This window comes from Mitsuaria sp. CC2, from assembly GCF_048957715.1.
Taxonomy (GTDB): domain Bacteria; phylum Pseudomonadota; class Gammaproteobacteria; order Burkholderiales; family Burkholderiaceae_C; genus Roseateles.
Genome location: NZ_JARVXN010000038.1, coordinates 1 through 18,301, shown reverse-complemented (window position 1 = coordinate 18,301; position 18,301 = coordinate 1). Strand labels below are relative to the sequence as shown.

The 18,301-nt window shown below is 69.2% G+C and carries 19 protein-coding genes; 5 read left to right on the top strand and 14 right to left on the bottom strand.

Annotated features, from left to right (window positions below; genetic code table 11):
* Nucleotide 1: 1 nt before the first annotated feature.
* The 3 genes from PV762_RS24415 to PV762_RS24405 all read right to left on the bottom strand — a co-directional run bounded on the left by PV762_RS24415 (nt 2) and on the right by PV762_RS24405 (nt 2,877).
* Entirely contained in the window at nt 2-796 is a 795-nt protein-coding gene (locus tag PV762_RS24415) for an adenosylcobinamide-GDP ribazoletransferase (protein ID WP_421037598.1), read from the bottom strand.
* A 38-nt stretch (nt 797-834) separates the two neighbouring features.
* Complete coding sequence (locus tag PV762_RS24410) at nt 835-1,785, bottom strand: DUF3369 domain-containing protein (protein ID WP_421037597.1); 951 nt, start codon at nt 1,783-1,785, stop codon at nt 835-837.
* A gap of 69 nt (nt 1,786-1,854) precedes the next feature.
* Complete coding sequence (locus PV762_RS24405; protein ID WP_421037596.1) at nt 1,855-2,877, bottom strand: diguanylate cyclase domain-containing protein; 1,023 nt, start codon at nt 2,875-2,877, stop codon at nt 1,855-1,857.
* Nucleotides 2,878-3,113: 236 nt separating this feature from the next.
* Here PV762_RS24405 and PV762_RS24400 point away from each other — a divergent pair, with 236 nt between their 5' ends.
* The 4 genes from PV762_RS24400 (at nt 3,114) to PV762_RS24385 (ending at nt 6,915) form a co-directional block, all read left to right on the top strand.
* Nucleotides 3,114-4,397, top strand: a complete 1,284-nt coding sequence (locus tag PV762_RS24400; protein ID WP_421037595.1) for an MFS transporter — start codon at nt 3,114-3,116, stop codon at nt 4,395-4,397.
* Nucleotides 4,398-4,547: 150 nt separating this feature from the next.
* Nucleotides 4,548-5,474: an amino acid ABC transporter substrate-binding protein gene (locus PV762_RS24395; RefSeq protein WP_421037594.1), complete on the top strand. Its 927-nt coding sequence runs from the start codon at nt 4,548-4,550 to the stop codon at nt 5,472-5,474.
* Nucleotides 5,475-5,600: 126 nt separating this feature from the next.
* On the top strand, nt 5,601-5,789 hold the full coding sequence (locus PV762_RS24390) for a hypothetical protein (protein ID WP_421037593.1): 189 nt from the start codon (nt 5,601-5,603) through the stop codon (nt 5,787-5,789).
* A gap of 28 nt (nt 5,790-5,817) precedes the next feature.
* Entirely contained in the window at nt 5,818-6,915 is a 1,098-nt protein-coding gene (locus PV762_RS24385; RefSeq protein ID WP_421037592.1) for a hypothetical protein, read from the top strand.
* Here PV762_RS24385 and PV762_RS24380 read toward each other — a convergent pair.
* From PV762_RS24380 to PV762_RS24365, 4 genes are all read right to left on the bottom strand, one after another.
* Nucleotides 6,881-7,339, bottom strand: a complete 459-nt coding sequence (locus tag PV762_RS24380; RefSeq protein WP_421037591.1) for a hypothetical protein — start codon at nt 7,337-7,339, stop codon at nt 6,881-6,883. The two genes, PV762_RS24385 and PV762_RS24380, sit on opposite strands and share 35 nt — an antisense overlap.
* Nucleotides 7,326-8,636 carry a hemolysin family protein gene (locus tag PV762_RS24375; RefSeq protein ID WP_421037590.1) on the bottom strand — a complete coding sequence of 437 codons (1,311 nt, stop codon included), beginning with the start codon at nt 8,634-8,636 and terminating at the stop codon, nt 7,326-7,328. The genes PV762_RS24380 and PV762_RS24375 overlap by 14 nt, the downstream gene beginning before the upstream one ends.
* Before the next feature lie 163 nt (nt 8,637-8,799).
* A complete protein-coding gene (locus PV762_RS24370; RefSeq protein ID WP_421037588.1) occupies nt 8,800-9,168 on the bottom strand; it encodes a hypothetical protein in 369 nt (122 codons plus the stop codon).
* A 66-nt stretch (nt 9,169-9,234) separates the two neighbouring features.
* Nucleotides 9,235-9,801, bottom strand: coding sequence for a TetR/AcrR family transcriptional regulator (locus PV762_RS24365; RefSeq protein WP_421037587.1), 567 nt, complete (start codon nt 9,799-9,801; stop codon nt 9,235-9,237).
* 106 nt (nt 9,802-9,907) lie between these two features.
* Between PV762_RS24365 and PV762_RS24360 the strand changes: the two genes are divergently transcribed.
* Nucleotides 9,908-11,317 (top strand): amidase, encoded by a 1,410-nt coding sequence (locus tag PV762_RS24360; RefSeq protein WP_421037586.1) that lies wholly within the window; start codon nt 9,908-9,910, stop codon nt 11,315-11,317.
* Between the two features lie 197 nt (nt 11,318-11,514).
* Here the strand turns inward: PV762_RS24360 and PV762_RS24355 are convergent, their stop codons facing one another.
* From PV762_RS24355 to cobO, 7 genes are all read right to left on the bottom strand, one after another.
* Nucleotides 11,515-12,084, bottom strand: coding sequence for a hypothetical protein (locus PV762_RS24355; protein WP_421037585.1), 570 nt, complete (start codon nt 12,082-12,084; stop codon nt 11,515-11,517).
* Between the two features lie 204 nt (nt 12,085-12,288).
* A complete protein-coding gene (locus PV762_RS24350; RefSeq protein WP_421037584.1) occupies nt 12,289-12,675 on the bottom strand; it encodes a DUF4440 domain-containing protein in 387 nt (128 codons plus the stop codon).
* A gap of 72 nt (nt 12,676-12,747) precedes the next feature.
* Nucleotides 12,748-13,791: a nicotinate-nucleotide--dimethylbenzimidazole phosphoribosyltransferase gene (gene cobT, locus PV762_RS24345; RefSeq protein ID WP_421037583.1), complete on the bottom strand. Its 1,044-nt coding sequence runs from the start codon at nt 13,789-13,791 to the stop codon at nt 12,748-12,750.
* Nucleotides 13,788-15,323 (bottom strand): cobyric acid synthase, encoded by a 1,536-nt coding sequence (locus tag PV762_RS24340; RefSeq protein WP_421037582.1) that lies wholly within the window; start codon nt 15,321-15,323, stop codon nt 13,788-13,790. The genes cobT and PV762_RS24340 overlap by 4 nt, the downstream gene beginning before the upstream one ends.
* Nucleotides 15,320-16,495, bottom strand: coding sequence for a pyridoxal phosphate-dependent aminotransferase (locus PV762_RS24335; protein ID WP_421037581.1), 1,176 nt, complete (start codon nt 16,493-16,495; stop codon nt 15,320-15,322). Before PV762_RS24335 ends, PV762_RS24340 begins: the two co-directional genes overlap by 4 nt.
* On the bottom strand, nt 16,492-17,448 hold the full coding sequence (cbiB, locus tag PV762_RS24330) for an adenosylcobinamide-phosphate synthase CbiB (RefSeq protein WP_421037580.1): 957 nt from the start codon (nt 17,446-17,448) through the stop codon (nt 16,492-16,494). Before cbiB ends, PV762_RS24335 begins: the two co-directional genes overlap by 4 nt.
* Before the next feature lie 119 nt (nt 17,449-17,567).
* A complete protein-coding gene (cobO, locus tag PV762_RS24325) occupies nt 17,568-18,137 on the bottom strand; it encodes a cob(I)yrinic acid a,c-diamide adenosyltransferase (RefSeq protein WP_421037579.1) in 570 nt (189 codons plus the stop codon).
* Between the last annotated feature and the right edge of the window lie 164 nt (nt 18,138-18,301).

Below are 18,301 nucleotides of genomic sequence, written 5' to 3'. Positions count from 1 at the left end.
CTCAATCCGCCGGGAACAGCGGCGCCATCGCCAGGAACGTCAGCAGCGCGCCCAGCTCGACGATCTGCTGCGTCGCACCCAGCGTGTCGCCGGTGTAGCCGTTCAGGCGGCGTTCCAGCATCGATTGCATGTAGAAGGTCAGGCCCGCGCTGACCACGACCGCCGCCAGCATCTCCGGCACGTTCTCCGGCGTGATCCAGGCGCCGGCGATCGTCGCGAGCACCACCAGCGCCAGCGCGATGGCAAGACCTGGTCCGCTGATCTGCATCGCCAACGGCTTGGCCTTCGCGTGTTCGGCATCGCCGGCGTAGGGCAGGGCGTGCAGCAGCCAGACCGGCGCCGCGCGCGAGGCCACGTGCGCCCAGACGATCGCGACCATGGTGAGGACCGGATCGATGTCAACGAGCCCGAGCAGCACCGTCGCCTTCAGTCCCAGCACGAGGATGAGGCCCAGCGCGCCGTAGCTGCCGATGCGCGAGTCCTTCATGATGGCCAGCGCCTTCTCGCGCGAGACCGAGCCGCCGAGCGCATCGCAGCTGTCGGCCAGTCCGTCCTCATGGAAGCCGCCGGTCAGCCAGACGCTGGCGGCCATCGCGAGCCCGACGGCGACCGTGGCCGGAAAGAGCTGCAGCGCTCCCCACAGCACCAGCGCGGAGAAGCCGCCGATCACCGCGCCGACGAGCGGAAAGTAGCGCGCGCACTGCTGCAGCCAGGCGGGTTCGAACCCGACCCATCGCGGCACGGGCACGCGGGTGAAGAACTGCAGGGCGACGAAGAACAGGCGGACTTGATGCATGGACGCGGACCGGGAAACCGGCCGCGATGATAGGTCGCCTAGCGCGTCCTATCCCGCTCCAACAGCCCTTCATACGCGATCGCGACATTGGCGCAGAAGATGTCGAGCATCTCCCGGCCTTCGTCGTCGAGGGGATCCGACAACACCATGTAGAGCAGGCTCTCGTTCCCCGAGTGCGTCCGGTAATAGCCGATGAACCGGCCGTCCTCGAAGCTGCTCTGCCGGGTGGCCAGCGCGCGGTCGAGTGCGTCGCGCACATCGGCGGGCAGGTCTGAGACCTGGGCGTCGGCGAGCAGTCCCTGGTAGTCCGACGTCGCCGCGAGCACCTGCAGCCGGCCTTCCGCGTGGGAGGCTGCGTACATGCGGCTCGCGCAGAGGCCTTGCGCCTGGTAGCCGAGCATGTGCCCGACCTGCTCCAGCAGCGCCGATGCGAAGTGGCGCAGATTGCTCGAGTCGTGGATCTGCGTGATCGCGTCGATGGAGCGGCGCAGCGCCGCGCGTGACTGAGACAGGATCACGATGTCGCGGTAGGACCGCAGCGCCGAGTAGAAGACCGTGATCAGCTTGCGCTTGGTCAGCTCGGTCTTCTCCTTGTAGTCGTTGATGTCGTAGGTCTTGATGACGTGTTCTTCGGGCGCCTGCCCGGGCTGCCCGGTGCGCAGCACGATGCGCACCTGGGTGTTGCGCAGCTCCTCCCTGATGAAGCGCGCCACGTCCAGCCCCGCGTGTTCCGACTCCATCACCACGTCCAGCAGGATCAGCGCGATGTCCCGCCGGTCGCGCAGCAGGTCCCGGGCTTCGGCGCCGCTGTACGCATTGAGGAACTGGAGCTTGCGACCCGCGAACTCGAAGTCCGCCATGACCAGCTGGGTCACCTGGTGCACCGCAGGATCGTCGTCGACGATCATCACCAGCCACGGGTCGAGGGGCCGCGATCGGGCTTCGTCGCCGGGGTCCGGCAGTTCGTCGGCGAACACCATGTCGGTCATCGGTTCCTCCCTGCTTGATCTTGTCGCGGGCCATTATCAACAGCCGAGGTGACATGGGAAGCCCGGATTTCAGCAGGACGGTTCCAGCGGCATCGGTCCTGTGCGGTCCCGGCCTTGCCGCGTCCGCTTGGCGTCATACATCCGCATGTCGGCGCATTCCATCAGCGCCGTCGCGTCTCGCCAGTCCTCCGGGCAGCGCGAGGCGCCCATGCTGGCCTTCAAGGGCAGGCTCCGGTCGACATAGGAGAAGGGGCCTTCCACCGCCGCGTGGATGCGCTGGAGCGTCGCTTCCAGCGTCGTCGCGGATCCCGCGTGCGTCAGCAAGATCGCGAACTCGTCGCCGCCCAGGCGGGCGACCGTGTCCGACTCGCGCGTGGTGCTTGCCAGGCGGCGGCTGAACTCGACCAGCGCCGCGTCGCCCGCCGCGTGACCCAGCGTGTCGTTGATGTGCTTGAGCCCGTCCATGTCCAGCAGCACGACGGCGATCGGCGGGTTCCCGCGCTCGACCTCCGCGGTGGCGTGGCGCAACCGGTCCATGAACAGCGAGCGGTTGGCCAGTCCGGTCATGTCGTCGTGCGTGGCGCGGTGGAACAGGTCGTCCCGGCCGTAGCGCGTGGCCCAGTACATCGCGGCGCCCAGCACCTTGGACATCAGCGACAGCACGTCCACCTCGCGCTGGCCGAAATTGCGGACCCGGGAGGAGAAGGCTTTCAGCACGCCGACGGGCGTGCCCTGGTGCGACAGCGGCAGCACGACCATCGATCGCAGGCCCACGCGCCGGCAGGCTTCGAGGTCGACGCGGCTGTCGGTGTCCACGTCCTCGCAGATCAGCGGGATGCCCTGGCGCAGGCAGGTGCCGGAGAGGCTGCCGTCGCGGCGCACGCGCACGCCGAGCTGGTGGCCGGCGGCGCCGGCGACGGCGCGGTAGACCAGTTCTTCGCCTTCCGCGAGTTCGATGGCCGCGCCGTCGGCATCCACGAGCTCCAGCGTGCCGTGGACCGACAGCGACATCACGCCCGCCAGGTCCAGCCCGAGCTGGGCGACCTGGCTCTGGATCTCGATGATGCGGAGTAGTGCTTCCCGGCTCGGCATCGACCGCCCCGAAAGGACCGCTCCCTGTCCCGCGACGGCCGCCTCCGCGCGCGCACTGGGTGCGTCGATGCACGGGACCACCTGCCGTCGTGCCGCCAGTCTAGACCTGGCGCCCGCGCGATTCACCCCCTGTTTCCGGTGACGTTGCGGCCCGGCACCGTCGCGTCTCGGGGAATCTCCCGATGGGGGCCATGTCTTTACGCTGCGGATACGAGGGATGCGCAGAATCGCGCCCCATGTCAGAAAACAAATCTTCCCCGGCCCCCGCCGCACCCGCGGCCATCGTGCCGTTCACCGCCTATCAGAAGCTGGCCGCCGGATTGATGGCGCTGCTGCAGTTCGCGGTGGTGCTGGACTTCATGATCATGTCGCCGCTGGGCGTGATGATCATGCCGGCGTTGCGCATGAGTTCCGGGGAGTTCGGCCTGGCCGTCTCCGCCTACGCCTTCAGTGCCGGCATCGCCGGCCTGCTGACGGCGGGCTTCGCCGACCGCTTCGACCGCAAGCGGCTGCTGCTGTTCTTCTTCTGCGGCTTCCTGCTGGGCACGCTGTGGTGCGGGCTGGCGACGAGCTTCGCCTCGCTGCTGGCGGCGCGCATCGTCACCGGACTGTTCGGCGGCGTCATCGGCTCCATCGTCATGGCGATCACCGCCGACCTGTTCCCGCCGGCGCAGCGCGGTCGCGTGATGGGTCTGCTGCAGGGCGGCTTCGCGGCCAGCCAGGTGCTGGGGCTGCCGTTCTCGATCTTCCTGGCGTCGCGCTTCGACTGGCATGCGCCCTTCATCGCGATCGTGCTCTTCGGGCTGCTCGCGGTGCTGGTGATCGCCTTCAAGCTGCAGCCGGTGAACGCGCACCTCGGCGCCGCCGGCACCGGCCAGCACAGCGCCGCGCGGCATCTGTTCCAGACGGTGCGCATCCCGCGCCAGCAGCTGGCCTTCGCGCTCACCGCGCTGCTGACCACCGGCGGGTTCATGCTGATGCCCTTCGCCAGCGCCTTCGTGGTGCACAACGTCGGCATCCCGCTGGACCACCTGCCCATCATCTACCTGATCACCGGCATCTGCACCCTGGTGTTCTCGCCGCTGATCGGCCGCCTCTCCGACCGCATCGGCGCGATGCCCGTGTTCTACGCCGGTTGCGCGATCACCATCGCCACCGTCGCGTTCTACACCCACCTGGGCACGTCGCCGCTGTGGGTGCTGATCGTGGTCAACGTGGTGATGTTCGTCGGGATCTTCTCCCGCATGATCCCGGCGCAGGTGACGCTGGCCGGCGTGCCGGCGCCGGAGCAGCGCGGTTCGTTCAACGCCATCAATTCGGCGCTGCAGCAGCTCGCCGGCGGGCTGGCCTCCCTCGTGGCGGGGCACATCGTGCACATCGGACCGGACGGTCACGTCAACGACTTCCCCTACGTGGGTTACGTCGTCATCGCGTCGACGCTCGTCGCGGCGCTGCTGATGCGCCAGCTCGTGCGCGGTCGTCCGGCAGGCGGCGTGACGGCGACGGTCAAGCCGGGGTGAGTTCGCCCATCGATCCGTGAGGGAAGTCACGGGCGGGCGGGCCTTCTTGTCAAACCGTCTAGAGTGAGCCCTCAAGCGGGGGGCATTGGTTACAGGTGAGGAACATCCGCTCCCTAGAATTCAGGGTTTTCACCGACCCGGAATTCCAGCATGTCCTCCGCGATCCGGCGCCTGAGCGGCGCTTCCGTCCTGTCCGCTGTTGCGCTGACGGCGCTGACCTCGCTGTCGGCGGCCGCCGCCGGCCCTGTCGTCGACACGATGGCCCGCATCAAGGACTCGAAGTCGATCACGCTGGGCGTGCGCGAAGCCTCGCGGCCGTTCTCGTTCGTCAACGAGCAGAAGCAGGGTCAGGGCTACTCGGTGGACCTGTGCCTGCAGGCTGTCGAGGAGATCAAGAAGGAACTGAAGCTGCCCGAGCTGAAGGTCAACTACGTGGTCGTGTCCGGCGCGGACCGGATCCCGAAGCTGCAGAAGGGCGAGATCGACCTGGAGTGCGGCTCCACGACCAACACGAAGGCGCGTCAGGAGCAGGTGGACTTCAGCTACACGATCTTCGTCGCGGGCATGCGCGTGCTGATCCCGAGCGGCGCCAAGGTCGACACGATCAAGGACCTGGACGGCATGACGATCGCGCTGGCCAAGGGCACGACCTCGGAGAAGCTGTTCACGCAGCTGAACACGTCGGGCGAGGCCAAGATGCAGCTGGTCCAGTATCCCAACAACACCGACGCCTTCAAGGCGTTGCGCGAGGGCAAGGCCCGCGCGTTCGCGCAGGACGATGCGCTGCTGCTGGGTCTGGCGTCCAAGGACAAGGCGCTGGACAGCCTGAGCCTGGGTCAGATGGCGTTCTCGGTGGAGCCCTACGGGATCATGATGCGCAAGGGCGACGCCAAGCTCGCGGCGGCCGTGGACCGCGCGCTGAGCCGCGTCTACAGCAGCGGCGAGATCGAGCAGCTCTACAACAAGTGGTTCCAGACCTCGGCGCTGTCGATCCCGATGAACCGCCTGACGCGCGACGGCTTCAAGCGTCCGAACCGCGAAGCGGGCGTGGCGATGCTGCTGGGCTATTCGATCTGAGCGTCGATCTGATCGATCCCTCCGGATCCTGGTGAGCAAGCGGACCTTCGGGTCCGCTTTGCATTGGTGGCGTTCCTTGGCCGCGCAGCCGCCGCTGTTGTCGCCGCCGTGTTGTCGGCGCCGCTCGTGTCCGCGCTGGCCCTCGACGTCCCGTCCGGCTGGACGCAGCGCGTGCACGAGGACGGCCTGCTGCTGCAGCCCGCCGATCTGCCGCCGGGCCAGGTGATGCAGCTCTGGGTCGCGCCGCCGTCGGAAGCCGGACGCGACGAGGGCGTTGGGATGAGGCGCTGCTCCAGCGCTACGGCGGCGGATTGAAGACGCTGTCCTCGAAGTCGAATGAACTGTGGCCCGCGTTGAAGGCGCTCGCCGGGGACGAGCGTCGCCAAGGCGAGGCCGCGGAACGGGCGGCCACGCTGGAGCGCCGCGCCGCTTCAAGCCGGAGCGCGTCCTGCAGTGGCGCCGCAGCGGCGGCGACTGGCAGATCAAGGACCACGACGACAGGGACTGGCGCACGATCAGCGGCACGCCGGCGGAGCCGGCCTCGGCGGGGCAGCGGCTGGACGGCACGTTCACGCACTCCTGGTATTCGATCCTCGGCGGCGGCAGTTCGCAGAACCGTTTCCACTTCCAGCCGGACGGCACTTTCGAGCAGACGGGCAAATCCGTGTTCGGCACCGGCGGCATGGCCGCGGCGAACGGCGTGGCGGGCATGGCGACCAGCACCTACTCGCGCGGCGGCAGCACGACGACCTCCTCCGTCAGCGCCGTCGGCGCCGGTGCGGGCGGGGCGCAGCGACAGCGCCGCAACGGCGGCGACTTCGTCGGCCGCTACCGGCTGGCCGCTGGGCCATGGTCGTCGAACGCGAGAACGGCGAGCAGGAGCGCGTGCTCTTCGCCTTCAACGGCGACAAGCAGCGGGCGGTGTTCATCAAGGATCAGGGCTACTCGAAGTAGGCCGGAGGCGAGCCGGAAGCCAACTGGAAACAGGCGACGAATGAGCGACGACGTTTTCGCTGGACTGCCACCGACGGAGCCGGATCGGTGGTTGCGGTCGCTGGGGCCGTTCGAGGACGAGCAGGGGAATCACTTCCGGCTCGCCATCGACTGCACGCTGGCCCGGTCGAGCTGGCCGGGCCGCAAGAAGCGCCTGCTGGCGGCGCTCGGCCTGCGTCGCGCAGCGGACCGGATCTCGCTTCACGCGCGCATCGACATCGACCTGTTCGGGGTCCAGCCGATTCATGGGGACCTCGTGGACCGCGACGGCGTGCCGCGCGAAGGCCTCTTCGTTCCGAACCCGCCGCGCGTGCGCGACCTCCAACTGGAAGTCACGCTCGGCCAGGGGGTTCAGTACTACCTCCTCAAGCTGACCACCGACGCGGGGAACGCGGAGTTCCCCTTGTTCGACGCTATCGTGCGGTGGAGCGTGCTGCGCAATCCCTGATCAGCAGATCGACGAGCAGACTCCCCTGCGTCGCATAGGTCCACTTGTCCGTCTTGAGCAGGGTGGCGATGGGCTTGCCGGCGTCGACTGAGCGATCGATCAACGCGACGTCGTAGGTCTTCGTCGCGTCGTCGAAGACGACCTCCGCGTCCATCGACCGCTTCAGCGTCACGGCGACGCGCCGCCGGTCCTTCCCGCTGCCTTGCTCGACCTCCAGCGCGCACCCCTCGCGCAGCGCGTAGCGCCAGCGCGGGCCGGGCGAGTCGCGGCCGACGACGTTGAGCTCGGCGACGCGTTCGGCATTGTTCATGTCGAAGGGACTGACCAGCGGCCGGTCCTCGCCGGGATAGCCTTCGGAGCAGGACACGAGCAGCGGCGCCGCCGCCACCACGATCGCCACCCGCGCGACGTCATGCCACCACATCGACGACCTCCGCGACCTCCACGACGCGAGACGCCAGCACCTTGTCGATGGTCTTGCCGTCCATGTCGACGATCTCGAAGCGCCAGCCCTCCCACTCCACCGAGTCCGCCTCGCGCGGCAGCCGGCCGGTGAGCAGCATCATCATGCCGCTCAGCGTGTGATAGCGGCCGCGTTCCTCCTCCGGCACTTCGTCGAGCGCCAGGCGATCCTTCAGCTCCGGCACCGGGATGTGGCCGTCGAGCAGCCAGGAGCCGTCCTCGCGCTGCACCGCCCAGGCGGTGGCCGGATCGCGCGGCTGGAATTCGCCGGTGATCGCCTCGACCAGGTCGTGCAGCGTGACCAGGCCCTGCACCTCGCCGTATTCGTCGATGACGAAAGCCATGTGCACGGCCGACAGGCGGAAGTTGGCCAGAAGCTCCATGCCGGTGATGGTCTCGGGCACATACAGCGGCGGGGCGAGGCGCTCATCCAACTTCGGCTTGCGGTCGCGCAGCAGCTCGGAGAGCAGCTGGCGCGCGTTGACCACGCCGACGATGTCATGCAGTCCGCCGCGCACCACCGGGAACAGCGCGTGGTCCGAGGCCTCGATGCGCGCGAGCGTCGTCTCCATCGGATCGTTCAGGTCCAGACAGACCACGTCGCGGCGCGACACCATCAGCGAGCCGATCTGACGGTCATCCAGACGGAAGACGTTGCGCACCATCGCGTGCTCGTGCGACTCGATGACGCCGGCGCTGGTGCCTTCGGCGAGCACGGCGTGGATCTCTTCCTCGGTGACGTTGAACGCGGCCGACTGCTTCACGCCGAGCAGGCGCAACAGCGCGTTCGTGGAGCCCGACAGCAGCCGGACGAAGGGTTTGGTGGCGACGGCGAGCGCGGCGATCGGGCGCGCGACCAGACGGGCGACGGCCTCGGGGTTGGACTGGCCGAGGCGCTTGGGCACGAGCTCGCCCAGCACGATGGAGAAGTAGGTGATCAGCACGACGACCAGGCCGGTCGCGGCGCCGCTGGCGTACTCCGCCGGCACGCCGTGGGAGGTGATCCACAGGGCGAGCGGCCCGGCGAGGGCGGCCTCGCCGACGATGCCGTTGAGCACGCCGATGGAGGTGATGCCGATCTGGATGGTCGAGAGGAATCGGGTGGGGTCCTCACCCAGCTTGACGGCCGCGGCGGCGGCGCTGTCGCCGTCGTCGATGAGCTTCTGCAGGCGCGCGCGGCGCGCGGTGACCAGTCCGATCTCGGACATGGCAAAGAGGCCGTTGAGCAGGATGAGGAAGAAAAGTAAGGCGATTTCCATGATGAGATGAGGAATGAACGCCGGCCCGCCGGCCCTCGAGGTCGAGGAGCGCGGAAGGGACGACGCGGACGCACGCGAGCGCGGGAAGCGCGACGCGTGCCGAAGGGAACGGGCGGGGAGGGGGAGGCGACGGAGCGCCTCGAAGCGGGCTACACGGGTCGCGTCAGACCCGCGGCGGCCGCAGGAGCGGCTGCGTGCAGCGCTGAGGCCCGTGCAGCTGGGGCGTAGGGAGCGGATTCATCTGCGGCGGCGCGACGCGCATCGGGCGCGCGTCGGGCTTGCAGTGGTCGGGCATGTCGTCCGAGGTGTCGCCGAGTTCGAAGAGCAGGGTGGCGATGTCGGCCGCCTGATCGTCGTCGGCGCCTGATTGCGCCGAGGCGATGGCGGCGACCGCAGGATCGGCGGGTTGCCCGTCGACCAGCAGATGCTGCGCATGCGAAACGCCCGCGGCGAACATCGTCACGCCGGCGGCGGCGATGCCGTACGCGGGGAGGAGGATCGTCAGGACGAGGATGCGGAACCAGCGGGTCACAGGCGTGATTCTATCGATCCACTCCGGAAGCACCCGCCGCGGGTGCTCGCATGCCGCGGTGATCTGCTACGGCGCCAGCAGACCCGCGACGCGATAGCCATCGATCAGCGTGTCAAAAAGCGCCAGGTCCGCCCGGCTGCGGGCCATGAGCTGCGCCCCGGACACCGCTGCAAAGATGGCTTTGGCCCTTTGTTCGACGGTTTTCTGACCTGTCATGCCGGCGGCCTTCAGGACCTTCGCGAGCCACGCCACATTCACCTCGCCAAACGCCTGAACCTCCGTTTTGACGCTGTCCGGCAAATCCTCGTACTCGGCCGACATGAAGCTGCACAGGCACAACCGGTTCCCGTTCTCGAGCGAGCGCCGGAAGATCCTCGGATAGCGGCGCAGTCGGTCCAACGGGTCCTCCGCTTCCTCCGCCAGGGTTTCGAGATCCGCGGCCGTGTCCTCGCGATAGCGTTGCGCCACCGCTGTCGCCAGGTCCGCCTTGCCCGGAAAGTGATGGTAGATGCTGGCTGCCTTGATGCCGACCGCGGTCGCGAGGTCGCGCATGTTCAGCCCGGCGTAGCCATGCGCCTGCGCCGCCTGGCGCGCGGCGGAAAGGATGGCTTCCTTCGAATTCACTGCGGTCATCGCGCTTCCTCAAGTTCTGGATCAAATTCTAACAAATGTTAGATAGGGTTGACTGTGTGCGCATTTTTGACCTAGGATTAAACCTTACAAACGTTAGGTAGCCATCATGATCAATGACATCACAGGCGTCGATGCCGTCGCTCTCGCCAACTTGATCCGCACGCGGCAGCTCTCGCCGGTTGAGGTCGTTCAAGCGCATCTGGACCGCATCGACGCGGTCGATGCCAAGGTCAATGCCATCGTCACGCTGGCCGACGGCGCGATGGACGCCGCCCGATCCGCCGAGGCAGACGTGATGGCGGGGAGACCGCTGGGGCCGCTGCACGGTGTGCCTTTCACGGCGAAGGATTCCATCGATACGGCCGGGGTTTTCACGCAGCGCGGCTCGCCCATCTTCAAGGGCAGATTGCCCAGCACGGATGCCACGTCCGTTGCTCGTCTGAAGGGCGCCGGAGCGATCCTCCTCGCGAAAACCAATTTGCCGGAGTTCTCCTACTGGATCGAAAGCGACAACCTGTTGAGCGGTCGCTCCAACAATCCCTGGGATCTCACGCGCACGCCGGGGGGATCAAGCGGCGGAGAGTCGGCGGCCATTGCCGCAGGCATGTCGCCGCTCGGCCTGGGCACGGACCTGGCCATCTCCGTGCGTGGCCCGGCTGCGCAAACGGGCATCGTGTCCTTGAAGGCCACGCATGGCCGCGTGCCGATGACCGGCATCTGGCCGCGCGCCCCGAGACGGTTCTGGCACGTCGGCCCGATGGCCCGCAGCATCCGCGACCTCGCTCTGGCCTTCGCGCAGCTGGCCGGCCCGGATGGCCATGACGCGTTCGCCGAAGCTGGCGGCATCTTCACGTTGGATCACGATCCCTCGTTGGACAGGCCGCTGCGCGTCGGCTGGTTGGTAGAGCCTGGCTTCGGGCCGATCGATCCGGAAGTCGCCGCCACCGTGCGAGCCGCGGCTGACGCCTTGCAGGCGGCAGGCGTTCAGGTCGAACAGGTTCGGATTCCCGCGCTGGAGCGTGACTTCGCCTTGGACGTGTTCAACAAGATCCACGTGATGGAGATGAAGCCGGCCTTCGCGGAAGCGACCGCGGGTCGGCGCACGGACGAGCTCTACAAGATGGCGAAGACCATGCTGGCCTTGCCCGACACGTCCATGGCCGACTTCATCGAGGCGGAGCAGGCCGCGGAGCGTCTGAAAGACGGCTTCGCCGAGTTTTTCTCCCGCTTCGATGCTCTGATCACGCCGGTGCTGCCTGTTCCGGCGCACAAGCACGGGGTATCGAACTTTGTCATCAACGGTCAGACGGTCGACGCCACGTATCTGCAGGGCGCCACCGTGCCGCTCAACGTGACCGGCCTTCCGGGGATCTCGATGCGTTTCGGCACAAGCAAGGAGGGCCTGCCTATCAACATCCAGCTGGTGGGTCGTTGGTTGGCGGAGTCGACCATCCTGCGTCTGGCGTCCCAACTTGAAGCCATTAGCCCGGTGAAGGGGCTGCGCCCGGCGCTGTGATGAGACGCGCTGCGATTCGCCGGATCAAATGTTCCGGCTGCTGCTTCGGGTCGCGCGAATCGGCGGTGTGATGTGGCGCAGCAGCGTCGGGGGAGGAGGACTCCCGGGTCGCCGCCAACGCTCCGGACGATGGCGACTCGGGCGTACCGATCGATAAGCGACCTTGCCGGGTTGCACGCAAGCCGCTGCCCGCGCCCTCATCCTTGCAGGAACGGCTCGATCCACCGTTCGAAGTCGTCCTGCGACTCCCGCTGCGCGGCCGCAAGAATGGGTTCCGGATCGTCGACCGGCGCCAGTTGCAGATCCTCGCGCAGCCACTCGATGTACGCGTCCAGTCCTTCGCTCTTGCGGTAGTGATGCTCGCTGCGGAAGTAGTGGACGCGGTCGAAGTCGATGCGCGGCTCCGCGTCGCAGGTGCTGACCCACAGCAGCTCGCGCACGTCGCGCGCGACGATCCACTCGCCGCCTTCGTCGCCGAAGGCCACCACCGGCCAGCGATCGGGCATCGGCGGCTGCGACGGGTCGGGATTCCACAGCGCATAGAACGACCCCGATGCCGTCGCTCGCGCAAACGGGATCAGCCGCGACAGGAAGGCGGGATCCTCCGACCAGCCGTATCGCAGGCCGTCGTGGTCGTCGTCGGTCAAGGTCAGGGCGGCGGAGTAGTTGCCGTAGCCGATGTCATTCTGAAAGCGCAGCAGCGCGAGCAGGGACTCGGGAACGGGCAGGTCTCCGAAGGGCGCGGCGAAGTCGGTCGGATCGATCATGGGAGGAGCGGGGGAGTCGGTGCAACGACCGGCTGGACCCGGCCAGCCCCGCTGCTCTGGACAGCAGTGGAGCCGTCGCGAATCTAGCGCCCATCGCGGTTCTCGGAACGTGACCTTCGTCCACTCCCGCGACCATGTCCCCTGACCCGGCGTCGCACGCGAAGCGTGCGTGCCTGCACCACGTCGACCCCGACGCCAAACGCCTCACCAGACCTGTGCGGCCGGCGTGCCCTGGTGGTAACGCATCTGCCAGCCCTGTGCCGTCTTCAGCCACAGCGAAGACCGCAACGTGTGGTGCACCAGCGCGCCGTCCTCCTGCCGATGTGCCGAGCGGTAGGTCAGCAGCGCCGCATCCGGCGCCAGCGGCGCGATGCGGAACTCGTCGGGCACGACCTTCGGCGGCTCGTGGTCGTCGGCGAGCCAGCGGATGATGGTCTCGCGGTCGTACTGACGGCCGGAACGGCCGACCTCGTGGAAATCCGGATGCAGCAGCTGCGACAGCCGCTCGGCGCTGCAGCGCACGCCGGGATGGTGCAGCTCGACCTCCAGCGCGCGGAGGGTGTCGAGCAGTGAGCGTTCGAGGTCGGACACGGGGGCTCCTTCGTGAGAGAAACGGCGGACCGGCGAGCATAGCGGCGTCGATTCGCCGCTCCGCCTTTGGGCTCAGGCCTTGTCGCTCACCCCCGCCGAATCGAAGCTCGCCATCTCGCCGAGCACGCGGCAGGCCGATTCCAGCAGCGGCCACGCCAGCGCAGCGCCGGAGCCTTCGCCCAGCCGCAGTCCGAGGTCCAGCAGCGGCTGCGCGTGCAGCGTGTCCAGCATCAGCCGGTGACCCTGCTCGTTGGACCGGTGCGCGAAGATGCAACGCTCCAGCACCGCCGGCTGCAGCTTCGCCGCGACCAGCACCGCCGCGCCGGTGATGAAGCCGTCGACCACGATCACGCGACGCTCCAGCGCCGCCTGCAGCACCGCGCCGACCATCATCGCGATCTCCAGCCCCCCCAGCGCGGCCAGCGCCGCCAGCGGCTCGTTCGCGCGCGGATGCTTCTCCAGCACGCGCGCCAGCACGCTCAGCTTGTGACGCAGCTGCGCGTCGTCGAGGCCCGTGCCGCGTCCGACGCAGTCCGCCAGCGGATACCCGCCCAACCGCGACAGCAGCAGCGCCGCCGACGAGGTGTTGCCGATGCCCATCTCGCCCAGCAGCAGCGCATTGCCCGGGCGCTTCTGCATCAGCGTCTTGCCTGCGGCGACCGCGGTCGCGCATTCGTCGGCCGTCATCGCCGGTCCCGCCAGCATGTCGCGGCTGCCCATCGCGATCTTCGCGATCAGCAGGCCGGGACGCGGCTGGAAGGTGTGACGCACGCCGGCGTCGACCACGCTCAACTGCAGCCCGTGCTGGCGCGCCAGCACGGACACCGCCGCGCCGCCCGCCAGGAAGTTCTCGACCATCTGCCAGGTCACGTCCGACGGGAAAGCCGACACGCCGTGCGCGGCGAGCCCGTGATCGGCCGCGAAGACCATCATCTGCGGCTCGACCAGCGCCGGTTGTTCCGTGCCCTGGATGAGACCCAGGCGCAGCATCAGACCCTCCAGGCGGCCCAGCGATCCCAGCGGCTTGGTCTTGCGGTCGATGCGGTGCTGCAGCGCCGTCGCCAGCGCCGCGTCGTGCAGCGAGGGGATCGCGGGAATCAGGTCTTGCTTCGTCATGGTGACTTCTCGGACGTCAAAGGGAGAGGGGCACGGGGAACGGGCGACAGCAGGCCCATCAGCACGCCGGGCGCGAAGTGGCGGTCGATGTAATCGGCGAGGTCGTCGAACACCTGGTCGAGCGGGCGCGCGGGGCGGTCGAAGAGCGCGGCCAGCACGCGATCGTCCTCGAACAGGCCGTGCAGGTAATGGCCGAGCACCGGGCCGTGCTGCCAGCCCACCGGCTCGCCGAGGCCGTCGAACAGCACTGGCCGCGCCGCGGGCAGGCCGGGGTGCTGCGCCGTGCGGCCGTGGTGGATCTCGTAGCCGCGCACGAACGCGCCGTTCAGCGCGGACCACGGCGCGTCCAGCGTCGGCGCGAAGCGGCACTCGGCCTCGCGCAGCAGTTTCTCGCGCTCGAAGAGCGTCACCAGCGGCAGCAGGCCCAGGCCTGGCGCGTTGCCGTCGAGTCCGTGCGGGTCGACGAGCGCCTCGCCCAGCATCTGCAGGCCGCCGCAGATGCCCAGCACGCGGCCGCCGGCGGCGGCGTGTGCGGCGACCGCGACGTCCAGCCGTTGCGCGCGCAGCCAGGCGAGGTCGGACGCCACCGCCTTCGAGCCGGGCAGGAGGATCCAGTCCACGCCGTCCAGTTCCGCCGGGGTGCGGGCCCAGCTCAGGCGCACGTCGGGCAGGTGGCGCAGCGGCTGGAATTCGTCGAGATTGGACAGCCGCGGATAGGCGATCACGGCGACGCGCACCGGCGTGCGTGCCTCGCCGCCGGAGCCACCGCCGATGCCGCCGGTCGTGCGGTCGTCGAAGACCCCGTCCTCCTCGGGCAGCCCGTGCCCGCGCCACATCGGCAGCGTCGCGAGCGTGGGCACGCCGGTCATCTGCTGCAGCATCTCCGGCCCCGGCGACAGCAGGGCCGCGTCGCCGCGGAAGCGGTTCAGCACGAAGCCGCGGATCAGCGCGCGTTCGTCCGGCGGCAGCAGCGCGTGCGTGCCGTAGAGATGCGCGAAGGCGCCGCCGCGGTCGATGTCGGTGACCAGCAGGCAGGCGGCGTCGGCCTCGCGCGCGGTGCGCATGTTCACGTAGTCGCTGCTGTGCAGGTTGATCTCGGCAGGCGAGCCGGCGCCCTCGATGACGACGACGTCGTTCTCGGCCAGCAGCTCATGCAGCGCGCCGCGCGCGCGGGTCCAGAGCGCCTCGCTGCGCTCGCGCCAGGGTGCGCGGCTGAGCGCCTCGTCGACGTCGCCGAGCACGACGACCTGCGAGGCGGTGTCCTTCTCCGGCTTCAGCAGCACCGGGTTCATGCGCACCTCGGGCCGCGCGTTGGCGGCGAGCGCCTGGAAGTACTGCGCCGAACCGATCTCGCCCTGGCGTCCGCCGAGACCCGGCACGACGCGCGCGTTGTTGCTCATGTTCTGCGCCTTGTACGGCGCCACGCGCAGACCCCGGCGCGCGTACCAGCGGCACAGCGCCGTGGTGAGGAAGCTCTTGCCCGCGCCGCTCGTGGTGCCGAGCACCATGACGGCCTTGCCGCGGCGGCTCATCGCGTCTCTCCCCGCACCGTGTCGCCGAAGGCGGACCCGCCCGGCGCCGTGTCGGACGGATGGGTCGTGTCGAAAGGAAGTGTCGTGTCGAACGCGCCGCGGCGCGATGGCGGCGATGGCAGCGGCGTGTGACCGCCGAAGGTGAGCATCGCCGCGGCCAGCGCCTCGACGGCTTCCGGCGATTGCACCGACACGCGCACCAGGCCCGGCAGACCGAAGGAGCTGGCGTCGCGCAGCTTGATGCCCGTCGTGCGCAGGCCTTCGAGCAGCGGCTCCGGGGTCTCGAGCCACGGGGACGGCAGCGCGGCCAGCCAGAAGTTGGCGGTGCCGCCGTCGATCTGGTCGAAGCCCATGGCTTCCATCCGCGTCCACTGCGACGCGCGCCATTCCCGCAGCAGCGGGAGCGAGGCTTCGAGTTCGCCACGGACGGACGGCGTGGTCCATGCTTCGAGCAAGGCCTGACCCTCGGAGGACAGCACCCAGCTCGGTGCGAGTTCCGCGACGCGCCCGATCCAGAGGCCGTCGCGCGGGCCAATCAGGTAGGCGCCGCGCACGCCGGTCAGGCCGAAGGCCTTGTTGGGGCAGACGAGCCGCCAGGCGCCGTCGGCGATGGCCTGCGGCAGCGCGCAGCCGCCGGACAGGCGCAGCGCATCGTAGGCCTGGTCGACGACCAGCTGCGAGCCGCTCTGGCCGAGCGCGAGCGCCACGGCCGTCCACTCGTCGAGGCCGTAGCTCGCGCCGGTGGGATTGTTGGGATCGCAGACCCAGACGAGCGAAGGCAGCGTCAGCGAATCGGCGAGCTGGAACGCGTCGTCGTAGGCGGTCACCTGCAGCCCGAGCGCGTGGGCGGCGGCGGCGTAGTCGCCGAAGCCGGGCTGCGGCACACAGACGCGGGTGACGCCGGACAGCATCGCGGCGAGCGTCAGGCGGCGGATCGCTTCCGATCCGCCGGAGGCCGGCAGCACGCGGTCGGCCTCGACGCCGTGCCAGTCGCCCAGGCGGGCGCGCAGCACGGCGTAGGCCGGGTCGGGATAACGCAGCCGGTCGGCGCGCAGCACCGCGTCGAGCGCGGCCGGCGGCGGGCCGAGCGGATGGGCATTCGTGGAGAAGTCGTGGCGCACCGGCGGCCCCGCGTCGGTGCCGCCGTGGGGGAGCGACTGGAAGCGGGTCACAGCGCGCTCCTCACGACGGCGAAGCCGCCGCGCAGCGCCGCGGCGCCCAGCGCCAGCAGGGCGGCGAGGGCCAGCATCGCGCCTGCGGCGAGGCGCTGCGCGTGGGCCATGTCTTCGGCGACGACCTCGCTGCCGGCCGGGTTGAGCCGGTAGTGGCCGGGCTTGCTCAAGGCGCGGCCGAGCCGCAGCGCCATCGCGCCCATCGGCCAGCCGCCGTTGGGCGAGGGCGTGCGCGCCGCTTCGCGCCGCAGCGGCGCGAGCAGCGCCGGCCGCAGCGCCACGAGCGCCAGCCCGGTCAGTCGCGCGGGGATCCACGACAGCGCGTCGTCGGCGCGCGCGGCCCACTTGCCGGCCCATTCCCAGCGACCGCGATAGCCCCACATCGCGTCGGCGGTGTTGGCGAAGCGGTAGACCGCCGCGCCGGGCAGTCCGGCGACCATGAACCAGAACAGCGGGGCGATGACGGAGTCGTTGAGGTTCTCGGCGAGCGTCTCGATCGCGGTTTCGCGGACCTCGAGCGCGGAGAGCTGCGTCGTGTCGCGGCTGACCAGGCGGGACAGCTGCGCGCGGCCCGCGTCGAGCGAGCGCGACAGCGCGGTCTCGACGGCGGCGACCTCGTCGCGCAGCATGCGCCACGCGAGCATCGGCTTCAGCGCGAGTCCCAGCAGCAAGGCCGCGACCGCGAGCCGCCAGCCGCCGAACCACGGTTCGAGCCCGGCGATGACGGCATGCTCGACGGCCCAGGCGGCGAGGGCGGAAAGCGTGATGCCCACGGTCCATGCGAACGCGCCGCCGATGAACGCGGCCTTCGCCGACAGTCCGCACAGGCGGTCGCCGAAGAGCCCGAGGAAACGTCCCATGCCGACGACCGGATGCACGGCGGCGGGCGGCTCGCCGAAGCATCGGTCGAGCAGCAGCGCGATCGGAATCGCGAGGGCGAGGAGCCAGGACATCGGACTCATGGGACGGGCGGCGTGAGGCGTCGGAAAGCGTCGGGAGGCGCCGGGTGACGGAGTAGGCGACAGTGAAAACTGGCGCGCAGCTTAGCGGTCAGACGGCGCCCGGAGGGAAGTCAATCCTCAATTCCGCGTTGTGCCGGCACTCCTGCCTTGAAGTGGTGCTTGATCATGGTCATTTCTGTCACGGTGTCTGCCAGATCCATCAATTCCTGAGGCGCGTTACGACCTGTCAAGCAGACGTGAACGTGCGCCGGGCGTGCGCGCAAGGTCTCCAGCACCGGCTCCAGCGGCAGCCAGCCGTAGCGCAGCGGATACATGATCTCGTCGAGCACGACGAGGAAATGTTCGCCGCCCAGGATCGTCGCCTTCGCGCGTTCCCAGCCGTCGCGCGCCAGCTGCGCCGAGTGCTCCAGGTCCTTGCTCTTCCACGAGAAGCCGTCCCCCAGTCCCTCGATCGGCACGCCGATCTGCTCGAACAGGCGGTGCTCGCCGAAGCGGGCGCTCGGCACCTTCATGAACTGGTAGATGTGGACCCGCTTGCCGCGCCCGTGCGCGCGCAGCGCCAGCCCGAAGGCGGCGGTGCTCTTGCCCTTGCCGTTGCCGGTGTGGACGATCACCAGCCCACGGCGTTCGCCGTCGGGAATGATGCGCACGCGGTCGACGGGCGGTTGTTCGATTTCCATGTCGGTGCTCCGGAGAATGGGACCTATCGAGGATCTACTCGGTCATCTCCCTCTCCCGCTTGCGGGAGAGGGCAGGGGTGAGGGCCAGCGGCGGTGGCCGTACGGAAGCCTCTTCAGATCCGCGCGCGCAGGCTGAGCCGGAAGGTGCGCGGCTCCATCGGATG